We start from the raw sequence: 15,673 nt of genomic DNA, 5'->3' as shown, positions 1-15,673 counted from the left end.
CCTTCCGGGAGCAGAAGCGATCCTCGCGGAGCCCGTCCGCGTGACGCACCTCCTCTGAGTCGCAAAGAAATCGACGCAGCAACATTTATGGATGTTCGGATGGTGTCGGACGGTTGATCGTCCTGGTCGGATGGCGGAACGGACATCGCCGTTCGACGATGACAGGAGGGACCGTGCGCACACCATCCCGTGCGTTGACGGGGACCACCGCGCTGCTGCTGGCAGCCGGGCTGGTCCTGACCGCCGCTGGCGGCGGCCAGGCGGCACCCCGGGAACAGACCCGTACCCAGGCGCCACCCGACCACCTGCCGGGCGACCGGCACGACACCAAGGCCAAGGACAACCGCAAGGGCCGCGTCGCCGCCAGCGACCGGCAGCGGGACCGGGCCGCCGCGCTCGGCGCGCGCGTGCGCTGGACCGACTTCGGTACGCCCGCCACGCTCACGTCGACCGGCAAGCCCCTCGCCACCGGCCTGCCCGCCGACCCGGCCGCCGCCGCGCGCGCGTACGTGGCCGCCAACCGGGACGTGCTGGGCCTGACCGCCGAGGGCGCCGCCGCGCTGGAACTGCTCACAGTGGCGCCGATGGGGCAGGGCGCGACCGTCCTGTTCCGGCAGCGCTTCGGTGACCTGCCGGCTGCCGTCGACGGCATGCTGTCGATCGGCGTACGCGACGGAGCGGTGTGGCACGTCAGCTCCTCGCTCGCCCGCGACGCCGGTACGCCGGCCCCGGCCACGATCAGCGCCGAGCAGGCCCGCAAGGCCGCCGTCGCCGACGCCGGCCGCTCCGACGCGCAGGTCGTGCGTACCTCGTTGGTCGCGGTGCCCACCGCGGACCGGGGGCCGCGCGCGGCGTGGGAGGTGGTCCTCGGGGCGGACACCACCGGCGCGGACCCGGCCGCCTACGCCACCTACGTGGACGCCCGCGACAGCGCCGTGCTGGTCCGTGAGGACCTGATCGACCACGACGCCGACCACCCCTCGTGGGAGGTCTTCCCGAACTCGCCGCGGGTCGACAGGTCCTCGGTCGACACCCGCAAGCGGTGGTGCGCCGTGCCGGCGCGCGGCTGCGCCGAGGTGGTGGGTGTGCCCGGGCACCCGGCGTGGGACGTGGACCCGGCCACCGGCCAGTCCACCACCACGACCAAGGGCAACAACGCGATCGCGGTGCAGAACTGGTTCAGCAACGACCCGTTCAGCGTCGGCACCGAGACCGCGACGCCCCGCCCGGACCGCCGGTACGACTACCCGTGGACGAACCAGTGGCAGGAGCAGCGCTGCAACCCGGAGGTGTTCACGTCGCCGCAGGCGAACGACATCGACGCGGCGCGGGCGAACCTGTTCGCCATGCACAACCGGATGCACGACTGGACCTATCACCTCGGGTTCACCGAGGAGACCTGGAACATGCAGCAGGACAACCTCGGCCGCGGCGGGCTCGGTAACGACCCCGAGCAGGGCAACGCCCAGGCCGGCGGGGCCAGCGGCGGCCCGCCCAACTTCGCGGCCCGCAACAACGCCAACCAGATCACCCCGCCGGACGGCGTCGCGCCGACCACCAACATGTACCTGTGGCAGCCCATGGCGGGCTCGTTCTACGCGCCGTGCGTCGACGGCGACTTCGACATGTCGGTGATCGCCCACGAGTACGGCCACGCGGTCACCAACCGCATGATCGCCGGCCCGAGCGCCGGGGTCAGCTCGCCGCAGGGCATGAGCGAGAGCTGGTCCGACCAGCTCGCCATGGAGTACCTGTTCGAGCACGGATACGCCGCGCCCGGCCGGCGCGGGTTCACCATCGGCGAGTACACCACCCAGGACCCGAACGCGGGTATCCGCAACTACAACATGAGTGACAGCCCGCTCAACTACAGCTCGGTCGACTACGACTTCGTCGGCCTCCAGGTGCACGCCTCCGGTGAGGTGTGGAGCGCCACCAACACCGACATCCGCGCGGCCATGATGCGCCGGTGGGGCAGCGGCACCCCGGCCGTGCAGAAGGCGTGCGCCACCGGCGCCCGCGACGTGACCGCCTGCCCGGGTAACCGGCGCTGGATCCAACTGGTCTTCGACTCGTTCCTGCTGATGTCGGTCAGCCAGGTCAGCATGGTCGACGCCCGAGACGCGATGCTCGCCGCCGACCGGATCCGCTTCGGCGGCGCCAACCAGGACCTGCTCTGGAACGCGTTCGCCGGGCGCGGCCTCGGCGAGACCGCGGCCAGCGTCGGCCACACCGACGCCAACCCCACGCCGGGCTTCACCTCGCCGTACGCGCGGGAGGGCTCGCTGCGGTTCCTCCCGGTCGGCGAGCGCGGGCCGGTGGCGGGCGCGCAGCTGTTCGTCGGGCGCTACCAGGCCCGGGCGGTGCCGGTGGCGGACACCGACGCGGCCACCCCGCTCACCGACCGGGTGGATCTGGTGCCCGGCACGTACGAGTTCGTGGTGCGGGCACCCGGCTACGGGCACACCCGGATCGGCCCGGTGAAGGTCAAGGCGGGCCAGAACCGGACGCTGGCGGTGTCGTTGCGACCCAACCTGGCCTCGGCCACCGCGGGTGCGGCGGTCACCGGCGACGGGATCAACCTGCCGCAGATCGCCGACGACGACGAGGCCACGAACTGGGCCTCGCTGGGCGCGCCGGTCGCCGGCCGGCAGGTCACAGTCGACCTGGCCGGCGACGTCCAGCAGGTACGCCGGGTGCAGGTCAGCGCCATGCTGCGTCCGGCGGTCGCCGGTGACGCGGACGCCGGCACCCAGAGCCGGTACTCCGCGGTGCGGCAGTTCCGGGTCCTCGCGTGCACCGCGACCGGGCCGGTGACCTGCGCGGACGCGGCGGACTTCCGCCCGGTCTACACCAGCCGGCCGGACGCGTTCCCGGCTGTGGCGCCGCGTCCCCGGGCGCCCGAGCTGATCATGCGGTCGTTCGACATTCCGCGTACCAAGGCCACGCACCTGCGCGTCGAGGTGCTGACCAACCAGTGCACGGGCGCGCCGGACTACGCCGGTGAGCAGGACGACGACCCGCGGGCGGCGACCGACTGCGCCACCGCCAGCCCGCAGGCGCAGAACGTGCGGATCGCCGAGTTCCAGGCGTTCACGCGCTGACCCACACGGCGGGTGCGGACGGGCGGCTCGGGTCGTCCGTCCGCACCCGCCATCGTGTGTTCACCCGGGGTTCGGGGCGCCGTCGCCGGATCGGGGCTGTACCGCGGGCAGGATCCTCGACAGACTGAGCGGCGACCAGCGAACGACGTTGGTCGATGCCCTGCCGGCTCGCTCAAGGAGGATCCCTTGACCCCGTTCCGTGCCGCCGTCACCCGCGTGCGCCGCGCCCTCGCCGCGTCCGCCCTGGTCACCGCCGTGGCCGCCGCGGCGCTCGTCGCACCGTCCACTGTCTCCACCCGCCTCGCCGAACCCGCCGCGGCCGCCGTCTACGGCTCCTGCACGCAGTCCCGCTGCGCCGACGCGCGCACCGCGCGGTCCGGCTGGTCCGCGAAGAGCTTCCCGACCAGCCGTGGCTGGTACTCGTGGAGCGGCGGCCAGTGCAACTTCGCCGGCGGCCGGTTCTACAACTACGAGGGTCAGCTGCCCGCCGGCGCCACCTACTACGAGTACGACGTCTACCCGCGCGCCTGCAACGCCTCCCGGGACGCGTACCGGATCGTGGTCAACAAGAGCACCGGGGCGACCTGGTTCTCGCCCGACCACTACGCCAACTTCTACCGGCTCTGAGCAGCCTCGGCGCCGGCCGGGCCCGCTACGCCCGGTCGGCGCCGTCGGGAAAGGACGGATCATGGGCGCAGCGTCCCCGCAGCCGCCGGCCTGGCTCGTGTACGACGGCGCGCCGCCCGAGCCGCACGGGGTGCCGGTCTCCGGCGCGGCCAGCCGCACCCGCGCCGGGCTGCACGAGACGCTGGCCGGGTCACTGGCGCTGCCCGGCTGGTACGGCCGCAACTGGGACGCCCTCGCCGACGCGCTCGCAGACCGCCTCGACTCCGGTCCGCTGACGCTGGTCGTGACCGACGCGGCGGACCTGCTCGCCGACGAGCCGCCCGCCCAGCTCGGCACGCTGCTGGACGTGCTCGGCGCGGTCGCCGCCGGTGGGCACGAGACGCTGCGGGTGGTCCTGCGCGACGACCCGGACCGACTGCGCGCCCTGCGTGACCGCGTGGCCGCCGTGCTCGGCGGGCGGGTGGGCGCCCCGCCTCCCGCAACCGGCTGACCGGGTGCCGTTTCGCCGCCACCTCCCCGAAGCGGCGACCTCGTGCGGTGAGCATGGCCGCCAGCTCGGCGAGGTGGTGGGGGTCTGGTGGGTGGGGATGCGGCCACTTCGCCGTAGTGGCGGGCCGGGTGCCAGTTCGGGGTGGTGGTGGGGGTCTGGTGGGTGGGGATGCGGCCACTTCGGGGAGGTGGTGGGCCGATCGCCAGTTCGGGGAGGTGGTGGGGTTCGGTGGGGAGGGATGCCGCCACTTCGCCGTAGTGGCGGGCCGGGCGCCAGTTCGGGGTGGTGGTGAGGTCCGGTCGGTGGGGATGCAGCCAGTTCGGGGTGGTGGCGTGGGCGGTCGCCAGTTCGGGGGAGTGGCGGGGTCCGCTGGGTGAGGTTGTCGCCACTTCGCGGTGGTGGTGGGCCGGGCGCCGGTTCGGGGAAGTGGCGAAGGTGAGGGTGAGTGCGAGCCGGGTGGTGAGGGCGCGGGTCGCGTCGGCGGCCTGGGCGGGACACGCCGGACCGGGTGGGGTCAGGCGGGCTGGTCGAGGATGGCGCTGAAGCGCTCCTCGGCCAGGTCCAGCTGGGCGAGGATGTGCTGCTTGACCGGTGCCGACAGCGGCGTGTCAGGCCGGGCGACCAGGTCGCGGAAGACCGGCACCAGCGGGCGGTACTTGGTGGCGGCGCGGGTCACCTTCGGCCCGATCGTGTGGATCACGCCCACGCCGTTGTCGGTGAAGTCGGACACCTTGATCACGCGGGCCCAGGGTTCCCGTTCCAGGCTGGCCGCCACGTGCTCCCGGTACTGCTCGTCGCGGTCCCGCCCCGGGTCGTACGCCGGGTTGGTGACCGCCGCGACCAGCCGGGCGACCCGCGCGCCGAACCGGTCGGACAGCGCGTCTAGCGCCGCCGGCGTGGCGTCCGCTGCCGACTCGGGGTCGAGCCCTGCGAGTTCGGCGGGGTGGTCCTCGACCGCGTCGTGCAGCAGCCCGGCGACGATCACGTCCACGTCCCGCACCTGGTAGTGGTGCATCAGCCGGATCGCCACCCGCAGCAGGTGGTTGAGGTACGGCTCGCGTACCCGGCGGTCGTCGCGGTGCAGGTCGGCAGCCAGGTCGAGCGCCTCGGTCAGCCGGTCGCGGGCGGCCTCGTCGAACGCCTCGATCTCCAGCCGGAACCGGGCCAGCAGCCCGGGCTCACCGTGGATCTCGGTGATCGCGTGCATCGGCATGGTGGCGAGGTACGCGGGGAACTCCATGCGTCCCTTATAGCTGATCTTCGCTAGATCCGGCGTCCGCCGGGCCGCTCACGTCGCCGGTGAGACGCTTGACCAGGCGTACGCAGGTGCCCTCCGGCGTGCCGACGATGGTGGCCTCGTCCATCACCCGCGCCATGATCAGCCGTCCCCGGCCGCGGTCGCCGGTGTCGTCGCCGTCGGCCGCGCGCCAGCCGCCCCGGTCGCGTACCTCGATCTCCAGCCGGTCGCCGCGCAGCTCGGCCCGCAGCGTGGTGATGCCCTCCCGGGCGAAGCGGTAGCCGTGCTCGATGGCGTTGGCGCACGCCTCACCGGTGGCGATGAGGACGGTGTCGACGTCCCACTCACTCACGCCCCGGTCGTGCAGCCAGCCGCGCAACCGTTCCCGGGTGGCGGCGAGCCGGGCCGGGTCGGCCGGCAGGTCGATGGTGAGGACCGGGCCGACGTCGCCGGATGTCCCACCCGTCACGTCCGGCCCTCCGTCCCGTGCCCGTCCCCGGACCTGGGCGCCCACTCGCGCTGTCACCGCCTGATTCTCACCCTGTTGTCCCCGGTGGCCGCCGATTCATTCCCCCGGCGGCGGTGTCCGTCAAACGTGATCATTGCGCATCGGGGGCGGCGTGTCAGCCTGCGGCCCGGCAGAGGCGGCAACGCGGCGGGCCGGCGACCCCCCCCGAGGGGACGCCGGCCCGGGACGAGCGGTCGCGGTTGCCCCGACGGCGTCGAGCTGGTGCGCGTGCGGGCTCGGGCGCAGGTCAGAGCGGCAGCCGCCCGGCGCCGGCGAAGGCGTCGACGACGAACGGGACCAGCGGGGCCGGCAGCGGCCGGGCGGCGCGCAGCGTGGGCGTCCACCCGGCGTCGCCGCCGAGGTCGGGGTCGTGGGCGGCGTTGTACGCGGCGCGCAGGTCCACCGGCCGGGGCAGGCGGTCACCCTGCCGGACCCAGCTGCCCCGCTCGGTGAGCGCGGTGCCGCCCCAGTCGTACAGCAGGTCGGCGGGGCCGGTGTCGCCGGTGAGCGTGAAGAAGTTGTTCTCCGCGTACAGCGCGGACTGCACGCCGACGCCGAGGGCGTACGCGAAGCCGGGCCCGCCGAGCCGGTAGTGGTTCTCGTGCACGTCGACCTGGCCGAACCGGACCCGGGGCAGCCGTTGCAGCGTGCCGTCGAACAGGTTGTGCCGCACGGTGACGTTGAGCCGGCCCACGTCCGGGCCGACCGTGTTCGACGAGCCGATGAGCATCACCTTGTCCCGGCCGGTGAACCGGTTCCACGACACGGTGACCAGGCTGGCGGTGTGCGTGACGTCCACCGAGCCGTCGTGCACCTGCCAGGGCCGCCCGAAGTAGACGGGCTGGGCGCTGTCCGGGTTGTCGCCGTCGGTGAACGTGTTGTGGTCGATCCAGACGTGCTCGCTGCGGCGCACCGAGATCTGGTCGTACTGGGAGTTCCAGTTGCCCGTGTCGCCGTCGGCAGGGGACCAGGCCGGGAAGCAGTCCCGGGCGTCGGCGAACTCGATGTTGCGCACGATCACGTTGGCCACCCGGTCGATCATCAGCGTCAGGCCGGTGAGCCGCGCGCCGCGCAGCCCGACGATAGTGGTGTTCGAGCCGACGTTGATCTGCGTCTGCCGGGTCTGCTCGGCCACCGAACGCACCCGGGCGGCCTCCAGCGGTCCGCTCGGGTTGACCCGGCCCCAGGTCGCCGGGTCGTACGCGGCCAGGTAGGCGGGCAGCGAGTACTCCGGGTCGGCCAGGTCGGCGCAGTCCAGCAGGGTGCCGTCCGGTCCTTCGAAACCGTCGACTGTCCCGGCCACGTACACGATCTTGGGGGTGGCGTCGGCGGCGTTCGTGGCGTTGTCGCCGCCGAGCGCGGCGACCAGCTCGGCGCGGGTACGCACGACGTGTACCCGGTCCGGCGCGGCGGCCGACCCGCCGGTGGTGCCGGTGCCCGCGGCGGCCCAGCCGTCGTTCGCCGGGAGGGTCTGGCGGCCGATCAGCTCGGCGGCCCGGGACGGCTTACCAGGTGCGGCCGGCGCGGGCGCGGCGGTGGTGAGGACGAGCGCGGCGGCCAGCGCCGCGACGGCTGCGGTTCGGGTACGCATGACTCGTTTCCGTTCTCCTGGAGGGACATTCACTGCACGGGTAGATCCACCACATAGGGCTTGACCGCCCACGGCACGCCCGCCTCCGACGGCAGCGCACCGGTCTCCGCGGCGGTCCGCAGCACCGCGCCGACGCCCCGCACCATCCGCACCCGCTGCGGGCCGTCGCCCGCCTCGCGCACCAGGTCCCCGTCGAGCAGCGTCGGAACGGGTGCGTCCCGCAGCGCGTCCAGCACCGCGGTGAACGGCTCGGTGCGCGCCAGCGGCGCGATCAGCGGCGTGCCGTCGGTGCGGTGGTCGAGCAGGTTCGCCAGCAGCCCGCGGCGGCCGGGCACCGGGCGTGGCGCGTCGTCGCCGGGTAGCCGCAGCCGGTCGGTCGGGTACTCCAGCACCGCCCGGCCCCGCTCGCCGGTGACCAGCACCTCCCCGGGGACGTGTTCCTCGGCGGCGAGGGTGAGCGCGGCCAGCACCGGCGGCCCGGCGTGCGGGGTCAGCCGCAGCACACTGGTGTCGTCCACCTCGATCGGGCGGACGCGGTAGCGCTCCACTTCGATCCGGGCCGGGCGGACCGGCGCGCCGGTGACCGATTCGGCGACGGCGAGGCACTGCATCAGCGCGTGGGCGAGCGGGTTGGCGAGTGCGCCGTCCAGCGCCGGGCGGCCGTCGACCGACAGTCGCCCGGCCCAGGGGGAGCGGGCGTAGTAGGCGTCCGGGCGTTGCCAGGCGGCGAGCGTGGCGATGCCGGTGACCGGACCGAGCCGTCCGAGCGCGCCGGTCAGTTCGGTCAGCGCGGCCGAGCCGAGCGCCTGGAAGTTGACCTGCACGGCCCGGCCGGCAGCGGCGGCGGCTTCGGCGAGCGTCCGGTGTTCGACCAGGTCGAGCACCGGCGGCTTCTCCAGCAGCAGGTCCGCCCCGGCGGCGAGTACGTCGAGCGCGATCGGCAGGTGGGTGTGCGGCGGCGTGCAGATCACCACCACGTCGGGCCGGGACTGGGCGAGCATGACCCGGTGATCGGTGAGGACGGCCGCCTCCGGTGGGACCGGCGCGTCCGGTTCGGCCTCCAGCGGGCGGACGTCGACCAGCGCGACAAGGCGCGCACGCCCGGCCGCGTGCAGTTCGGCGATGGCCCGGCGGTGCCAGCGGCCGTGCCCGTTCGCCCCGATCAGCGCCACCCGCGGCGGGCCGCCGGCGCTCACCAGCGGCCCCCGCCCGGTCGCCGCCCGCCGGGCGTCCCCGGCACGCCGCCGGTCACCGGGCGCCCGCCAGCGTGGCCCGGACGCCGTGGCGTTCCAGCGCGGTGAGCCAGCCGGTCACGTCGGCGCGGAACTCGTCGTCGGCGGCCAGGTCGGCCGGGAACACCTCGCGCAGTGCGAAGACCGCGTCCACCACCCCGGCCGGGGTGTGCGCTCCGGCGGCCAGCGCGGCGCGCAGCCGGTCCGCGAGCGGGTCGTCCAGCGGCAGCGGCCGCCCGTCGTCGGCGTACCCGAGCAGGAACCGCAGCCACGCGGCCACCACGAGCGCGCTCCACCGCGCCGACCGGCCCGCGGCCCGCAGGTCGGCGACGGTGTGCAGCACCCGCTGCGGCAGCTTCTGCGAGCCGTCCATGGCGACCTGCGTCGTCCGGTACCGGATCGCCGGGTTGGCGAAACGGGCCAGTACCTGTTCCCCGTAGTCGGCCACGTCGGCGCCGGGCGGCGGGGTGAAGCTCGGCGCGATCTCCTCGGCGAGCAGCCGCCGCAGCACCGCGTCCAGGTGCGGCAGCGTCAGCGCCTCGGCCACCGTCTCCGCGCCGGCGAGCGCACCGAGGTACGCGGTGGCGGAGTGCACGCCGTTGAGCGCCCGCAGTTTCAGCCGCTCCCACGGCCCGGCGTCGCCGGTGAGGATCGCACCGGAGCGTTCCCAGGCCGGACGGCCGCCGGGGAAGTCGTCCTCGATCACCCACTGCGACCACGGTTCGGCGGCGACCGCCGCGAGGTCGGTCACGCCGAGCGCCTGCCGGGCGGTGTCCCGGGTCTCGTCGGTGCTGGCCGGCACGATCCGGTCCACCATGGTGCCGGGGCAGGTCACCGCCGCCAGCACCCGCTCGGCTGTCGCGTCCGGCACCCGGGCCAGCGCAAGGCACTGCTCGACCAGACCGCGCAGCCGCCGTCCGTTGGCGGGCAGGTTGTCGCAGCTCACGAGCGCGATCGGCCCGGCGTCGGCGGCGGCGCGGGCGAGCAGCCCGCGGACCAGCAGACCCGGCACGGTACGCGGGGGACGGCCGGTGGTCAGGTCGGCGGTCAGGTCCGCGTCCACTGTCAGCGCGGCGGTCACCGGGTCCAGCCGGTACGCCTTCTCGGTCACCGTCAGCGTGACCACCCGGATCGCCGGGTCGGCGAGCAGGCCGACCACCGCGTCCGGGTCGCTCGCGGCGTGCCGTACCCCGGCGAGCGCGCCGACCACCCGCGTGGCCGCGCCTTCGGCGGCGAGCGTGGTGACGCTGAACAGGCAGTCCTGTGCGTCGAGGGCCTCGACCACGTCGGTGCTGCGCGGCGCGACGCCGATGATGCCCCAGTCGCCGCCGGCCGCGCCGACCGCCGCCTCGGTGTGCACGGCCTGGTGGGCGCGGTGGAACGCGCCGAGACCGAGGTGGACGATGCCGGCCGGCACGGTGCCGGGGCGCACCAGCGGCCGGGACTCCGGCGGCAGGTGGCGCAGCGTGGCCAGGCCGAGCCGGTCGGGGGTCAGCGCCATGCCGGTCCCTCCGGGAAGCGGAACTCCGCGATCGACTCCGGACGCATGGTGGCGCTGTATCCGGGCGCTGTGGGCAGCAGGTAGCGCCCGCCCCGGGTGCGGACCGGGTCGGTGAAGTGTTCGTGCAGGTGGTCGACGTACTCGACCATCCGGCCGTCCAGGCTCGTGCCGACCCGCAGGTAGTCGAAGATCGCGAGGTGCTGCACGTACTCGCACAGGCCGACGCCGCCGGCGTGCGGGCACACCGGCACGCCGAACTTCGCGGCCAGCAGCAGTTCGGCGAGCACCTCGTCCACCCCGCCGACCCGGCAGGCGTCGACCTGCATGACGCCGATCGCCTCGGCCTGGAGCAGCTGCTTGAAGATCACCTTGTTGGCGGCGACCTCGCCGGTGGCGACCCGGCAGCGGCCGCCGGTCAGCTCGGTGACCGCGCGGGCGATCCGGGCGTGCCCGAGGACGTCGTCGGCGTGCGTGGGCTCCTCGATCCAGTACGGGTCGACCTCGGCGAGCACGCCCATCGCGGCGATCGCCTCGTCCACGTCCCACACCTGGTTGGCGTCCATCATGAGCAGCGCGTCCGGGCCGATCTCGGCCCGGATGATCCGGGCCCGCCGCAGGTCGTCCTCGATCCGCCCGCCGACCTTCATCTTCATCGCGCGCCACCCCTGCGCGTACGCGTCGCGGGTCAGCGCGCGCACCTGCTCGTCCGGGTAGCCGAGCCAGCCCACCGACGTGGTGTACGAGGGGAACCCGTCGCGTTCCAGCGCGGCCAGCCGGTCGGTGAGCCCGTCGCGTCCCTTGTCCAGGATGGCCGCCGCCTCGTCGGGGGTGAGCGCGTCGGTGATGTGGTGGAAGTCGACTGTCGCGACCAGTTCGTCGGTGGGCGCCTCGGCGAGGAACCGCCACATCGGCTTGCCGGCGAGCTTGGCGCGCAGGTCCCACACGGCGTTGACGAGCGCGCCGGTGGCCATGTGGATCACGCCCTTCTCCGGGCCGAGCCAGCGCAGTTGCACGTCGGCGGTGAGCGAGCGCCAGAACGCCACGGGTTCGGCGGCGATCTCGGCGACGGTGCGCCCCCGGACGTGGTGGGCGAGTGCGCGGACCGCCGCGCAGGTGATCTCGTTGCCCCGGCCGTTGGTGAACGTGAACCCGGTGCCGGTCGGCCCGCCGTCGGTGGTCAGCTCCACGTACGTGGCCGAGTAGTCGCCCCTGTTGATCGCGTCCGAGCCGTCGCCGCTGGCGGCGGTGGGGAAGCGCACGTCGTGCACCTCGACGTCGACGATTGTGGTCATGCGGGCCCACCTCCGAACTTGAAGACCTGCTTCGGCAGCCGGTACGCCAGGTCGACGATGGTCTCGGCGGCCTCGTTCTCGGTCAGCCGGTGCTCGGCGACGAGGCGGGCGAGGAATCCGGCGTCGACCCGGCGGGCCACGTCGTGGCGTACCGGGATGGAACAGAACGCGCGGGTGTCGTCGACGAACCCGGCGGTGTTGTAGAAGCCCGCGGTCTCGGTGACCGCCTCGCGGAACCGGCGCAGCACCTCGGGGGAGTCCAGGAACCACCAGGGCGCGCCGAGGCGCAGCGCCGCGTACCCGCCGGCGAGCGGGGCGAGTTCCCTGGTGAACGTGTCCTCGTCGAGCGTGTAGAGCACCACTGTGAGCCGGGGGTCGTTGCCGTGCGCGTCGAGCAGCGGCGCGAGGCCGTGCACGTACTCGGTGGCCTGCGGCACGTCGCCGCCCACGTCGCGGCCGTGCCGGGCGTGCAGCCAGCGGTTGTGGTTGCGGACCGCGCCGGGGTGCAGCTGCATGACCAGGCCGTCGTCGAGCGACATCCGGGCGAACTCCAGCAGCATGTGCGCCCGGAACGCCTCGGCGTCGGCGGCGTCGGCCAGGCCGCGCCGGCCCTTGTCGTACAGCGCCGCGGCCTGCGCGGGACTGAGATCGAGGGTACGGGCGGTGGGGTGCCCGTGGTCGGACGAGGTGGCCCCGGCGGCGGCGAACGCCTCCCGCCGTGCCCGCAGCGCGGCGAGGTATCCGGCGTACGTGCCGGTGTCCTCGCCGGAGACCTCGGCGAGCCGGTCCACGTTCGCGGCCCAGTTGTCGAACTCCATGTCCACCACGTCGTCGGGGCGGAACGTGGTGACCACCCGGCCGCCCGGCCCGCCCCAGCCGTCGGCGGCGAGCTTGGCGTGCCGGCCCAGGTCGTCCAGCGGTGACTCGGTGGTGGCGAGCACCTCGATGCCGAAGCGTTCGAACAGCGCCCGGGGCCGGAAGCCCGGCTCGGCCAGGCGCGCGGCGAGCGCGTCGTAGACGGCGTCGGCGGTGGCCGGGCTCAGCGGCGTGTCGACGCCGAACACGTGCCGGAACGTCTGCTCCAGCCACAGTCGCGACGGGGTGCCGCGGAACAGGTGCCAGTGCGCGGCGAAGCGCCGCCAGATGGTCCGCCCGTCGGTCTCCACCGGGCTGCCGTCGACGCTCGGCACGCCCAGGTCGGCCGGGGGTACGCCCTGGCTGAGCAGCATCCGGGTCAGGTAGTGGTCGGGCACGATGAGCAGCCGGGCCGGGTCGGGGAACGGCTGGTCCTCGGCCAGCAGCCCGGGGTCGACGTGCCCGTGCGGGGAGATGAGCGGCTGCTCGGCGGCGAGCGCGTACAGCTCGCGGGCCAGGGCGCGCAGCCCGGGCTCGGCGGGCAGCAGCAGGTCGCCGCGGGGGATGATCGGCACAGCGAGGGCTCCTCGGTCAGGGCAGGGTGAGCAGGTCGGCGACCCGGACGGGCGCGCCGGTCTCCAGCGAGCGGTTGGCGGCCAGGCCGGTGAGCAGGGCGAGTGCGCCGTCGCGGGCGGTGGCCGCCCGGCCGAGCGGGTCGGGTTCGCCGCCGAGCAGCACCCGGGTCATCCGGGCGTCCGCGCCGCCGTGCCCGCGCCGGGTCCAGCCCTCGACCGGGATCTCCTGCGGCGGCGCCCAGAACGGGCGCAGCGTGAGCCGGGCCGCGCCCTGCTCGACGGCGGCCTCGTCGCCGTGCAGCGCCGCGCCCTTGAGGGCACCGGCGACGGACGGGCTGACGTGGTCGCTCTCGGTCACCTCCAGTTCGAGGCGGCCCCGGCTGCCGTTGACCATGACCCGGTAGCCCTCCCAGGGGGCGTACGCGGTGAGGTGGTAGGTCATCGTCGCGCCGGTGTCGTAGCGGGCGAGCACCGCGAGGTCGTCCTCGATGGTCACGCCGGGGGCGAAGACGTTGCGGTCGCGGTGGTAGCCGTCCTCGGCCTCGGCGTCGAGGTATAGCTCGCGCAGCCTCGGGTGGTCGGCCAGGCGCAGCGCGAACGGGTCGCCGTCGGCGGCGGGGGAGCCGTGCGCCCGGTCGTAGTCGCGGGCGTAGCCGTGCCGGCGGCCGTCCTCGCCGTAGAAGAACAGCCGGCCGTACGCGTGCACCTCGACCGGGCGGGCGTCCAGCCACCAGTTGACCAGGTCGAAGTGGTGGCCGGACTTGTGCACGAGCAGGCCGCCGGAGACGGACTTGTCCCGGTGCCAGCGGCGGAAGTAGTCGGCGCCGTGGCGCACGTCGAGCAGCCACTCGAAGTGCACCGACCCGATCTCGCCGACCGCGCCGTCGGCCAGCAGCCGCCGGAACTGTTCGTGCAGCGGGTTGTAGCGGTAGTTGAACGCGACGGTGACGCGCCGGCCGGTCTCGGCGACCGCGTCCAGGATGCGCCGGCACCGTTCCGCGTCGACAGTCATCGGCTTCTCCACGACCACGTCGCAGCCGGCCCGCAGCGCCGCCGTCACGTACTCGTCGTGGGTGGCGTCGACGCTGGTCACCAGCACCACGTCGACCCGCTCCTTGGCGAGCATGGCGGTGACGTCGGCGGCGGCGTACGTGGGCACCGGCGGGTGGCCCAGCTCGGCCAGCCAGCGGTTGTGGGCGTCCATCCGGATCTGGTTGACGTCGGCGAGCGCGACCAGCTCGGCGGTGTCGGCGTGGTCGAGCGCGAGGGCACGGACGAACATCTCGGCGCGTGCCCCGGCACCCACCAGGGCGTGGCGGACCCGTTTCCGGGCCGGTGGTGACATGACGTCGGCCTCCCCGGCAGTCGGCTGCAAAGGTTTGCAGCCGAAGAAACCATGACGGTGGATGCGTCGTCAACGGTTGCCGCCCAAGCCGTCCTATCCATCCCCGTTGATGGGCATTCATGCACGTGGCGGGAACGCCGGCGCAATCGAGCCGCAACAATGGACCGTTGACACGGGCGCAACCGTTTGCATTAATGGGCGGCACCCGTGACGCCCACCACATCGGACGAGGGAGCCCGCCGTGCCAGCCACCATCCGGGACGTCGCCCGCGCCTCCGGTGTGCACATCTCCACCGTGTCCCGGACGTTCTCGGCCCCGCACCTGGTCAACCCGGAGACCCGGGTCCGGGTGCTGGCCTGCGCGGAGGACCTCGGCTACCGGCCCAACCGGGCCGCCCGGGCCCTCATCACCGGCCGTACGCACAACATCGGCCTGATCGTGGCCGACATCGCCAACCCGTTCTTCCCGCCGCTGATCAAGGCGGCGGAGGGGCAGGCCCGGCACCGCGACTACCACGTGTTCGTGGCCGACACCAACGAGGACCCGGTCGCCGAGGAGGACCTGGTCCACGCCCTGGCCAAGCAGGTCGACGGTGTGCTGCTGTGCAGCCCCCGGATGAGCAACAGCCTGATCGAGCAGGTCAGCCGCGAGGTCCCGGTGGTGGTGATAAACCGCCAGATCGCCGGCCTGCCCTGCGTGATGATGGACGTCGGGCAGGGCGCCCGGGCCGCGATCGAGCACCTGCTCGGGCTCGGTCACCGCCGGATCGCGCTGCTCGGCGGCCCGCGCGGCTCCTGGACCGCCCGGGAGATGCGCCGCGCCGCGACCGCCGCCGCCCGGGGCGGGGGAGCGGAACTGACAGTCCTCGGACCCAACCAGCCCACCGAGACCGGCGGCGGCGCGCTCGCCGAGCAGGTACGCCGCAGCGGCGTCACCGCCGTGCTCGCCTACAACGACCTGATGGCGATCGGCCTGATCGAAGGGCTGGACGCGATCGGGGCGCGGGTGCCGCACGACGTGAGCGTCGTCGGCGTCGACGACATCGCGCTGAGCCGGCTCACCCGCCCCAAGTTGACGACGGTGGCCACGCCGACCGCGGCCGCCGGCCGGACGGCCGTCGACATGCTGCTGCAACTCGACTCCGACGCGCCACGCGGCGCCCGGGGCCGGGGCGCGGCGGCCGGCGACCGTCGCACCACCGCACAGGTAATGCTCCAGACCGAACTGGTCGTCCGCGACTCGACCGGGCCCGTCCCCGCGCCCGGCCGGGACGGCACCGGAGCCTGAGCAGGTGGCCCGGGCCCGCACAGCCTTG

Annotated in this window: 12 protein-coding genes; 4 read left to right on the top strand and 8 right to left on the bottom strand. The window is 74.2% G+C overall.

The features are described from left to right. Positions 1-194: 194 nt before the first annotated feature. From MICAU_RS17695 to MICAU_RS17685, 3 genes are all read left to right on the top strand, one after another. Positions 195-3,104, top strand: coding sequence for a M36 family metallopeptidase (locus MICAU_RS17695; protein ID WP_240638059.1), 2,910 nt, complete (start codon positions 195-197; stop codon positions 3,102-3,104). 186 nt (positions 3,105-3,290) lie between these two features. Continuing rightward, entirely contained in the window at positions 3,291-3,731 is a 441-nt protein-coding gene (locus MICAU_RS17690) for a ribonuclease domain-containing protein (RefSeq protein ID WP_013286706.1), read from the top strand. Between the two features lie 61 nt (positions 3,732-3,792). Then, positions 3,793-4,221, top strand: coding sequence for a barstar family protein (locus MICAU_RS17685; protein WP_013286705.1), 429 nt, complete (start codon positions 3,793-3,795; stop codon positions 4,219-4,221). Positions 4,222-4,735: 514 nt separating this feature from the next. Here the strand turns inward: MICAU_RS17685 and MICAU_RS17680 are convergent. From MICAU_RS17680 to MICAU_RS17645, 8 genes are all read right to left on the bottom strand, one after another. After that, positions 4,736-5,461, bottom strand: a complete 726-nt coding sequence (locus MICAU_RS17680; protein WP_013286704.1) for an HD domain-containing protein — start codon at positions 5,459-5,461, stop codon at positions 4,736-4,738. A gap of 7 nt (positions 5,462-5,468) precedes the next feature. Then, positions 5,469-5,927, bottom strand: a complete 459-nt coding sequence (locus MICAU_RS17675) for an ATP-binding protein (protein ID WP_041799039.1) — start codon at positions 5,925-5,927, stop codon at positions 5,469-5,471. Positions 5,928-6,213: 286 nt separating this feature from the next. Next, positions 6,214-7,557 carry a pectate lyase family protein gene (locus tag MICAU_RS17670; RefSeq protein ID WP_013286703.1) on the bottom strand — a complete coding sequence of 448 codons (1,344 nt, stop codon included), beginning with the start codon at positions 7,555-7,557 and terminating at the stop codon, positions 6,214-6,216. A gap of 29 nt (positions 7,558-7,586) precedes the next feature. Next, entirely contained in the window at positions 7,587-8,753 is a 1,167-nt protein-coding gene (locus MICAU_RS17665) for a Gfo/Idh/MocA family protein (RefSeq protein WP_013286702.1), read from the bottom strand. Between the two features lie 52 nt (positions 8,754-8,805). Next, positions 8,806-10,290, bottom strand: coding sequence for a mannitol dehydrogenase family protein (locus tag MICAU_RS17660; RefSeq protein ID WP_013286701.1), 1,485 nt, complete (start codon positions 10,288-10,290; stop codon positions 8,806-8,808). Then, a complete protein-coding gene (locus tag MICAU_RS17655; protein WP_013286700.1) occupies positions 10,281-11,582 on the bottom strand; it encodes an enolase C-terminal domain-like protein in 1,302 nt (433 codons plus the stop codon). Before MICAU_RS17655 ends, MICAU_RS17660 begins: the two co-directional genes overlap by 10 nt. Next, complete coding sequence (gene uxaC, locus MICAU_RS17650) at positions 11,579-13,012, bottom strand: glucuronate isomerase (RefSeq protein ID WP_013286699.1); 1,434 nt, start codon at positions 13,010-13,012, stop codon at positions 11,579-11,581. The genes MICAU_RS17655 and uxaC overlap by 4 nt, the downstream gene beginning before the upstream one ends. Before the next feature lie 16 nt (positions 13,013-13,028). Then, on the bottom strand, positions 13,029-14,357 hold the full coding sequence (locus tag MICAU_RS17645) for a Gfo/Idh/MocA family protein (protein WP_013286698.1): 1,329 nt from the start codon (positions 14,355-14,357) through the stop codon (positions 13,029-13,031). Positions 14,358-14,598: 241 nt separating this feature from the next. On the opposite strand from MICAU_RS17645, the gene MICAU_RS17640 reads away from it, so the two are divergent. Next, positions 14,599-15,645: a LacI family DNA-binding transcriptional regulator gene (locus tag MICAU_RS17640; RefSeq protein WP_013286697.1), complete on the top strand. Its 1,047-nt coding sequence runs from the start codon at positions 14,599-14,601 to the stop codon at positions 15,643-15,645. The last annotated feature ends 28 nt before the right edge of the window (positions 15,646-15,673 follow it).

The organism is Micromonospora aurantiaca ATCC 27029 (genome assembly GCF_000145235.1).
GTDB lineage: Bacteria > Actinomycetota > Actinomycetes > Mycobacteriales > Micromonosporaceae > Micromonospora > Micromonospora aurantiaca.
This window is presented reverse-complemented; position numbering and strand designations above follow the sequence as displayed.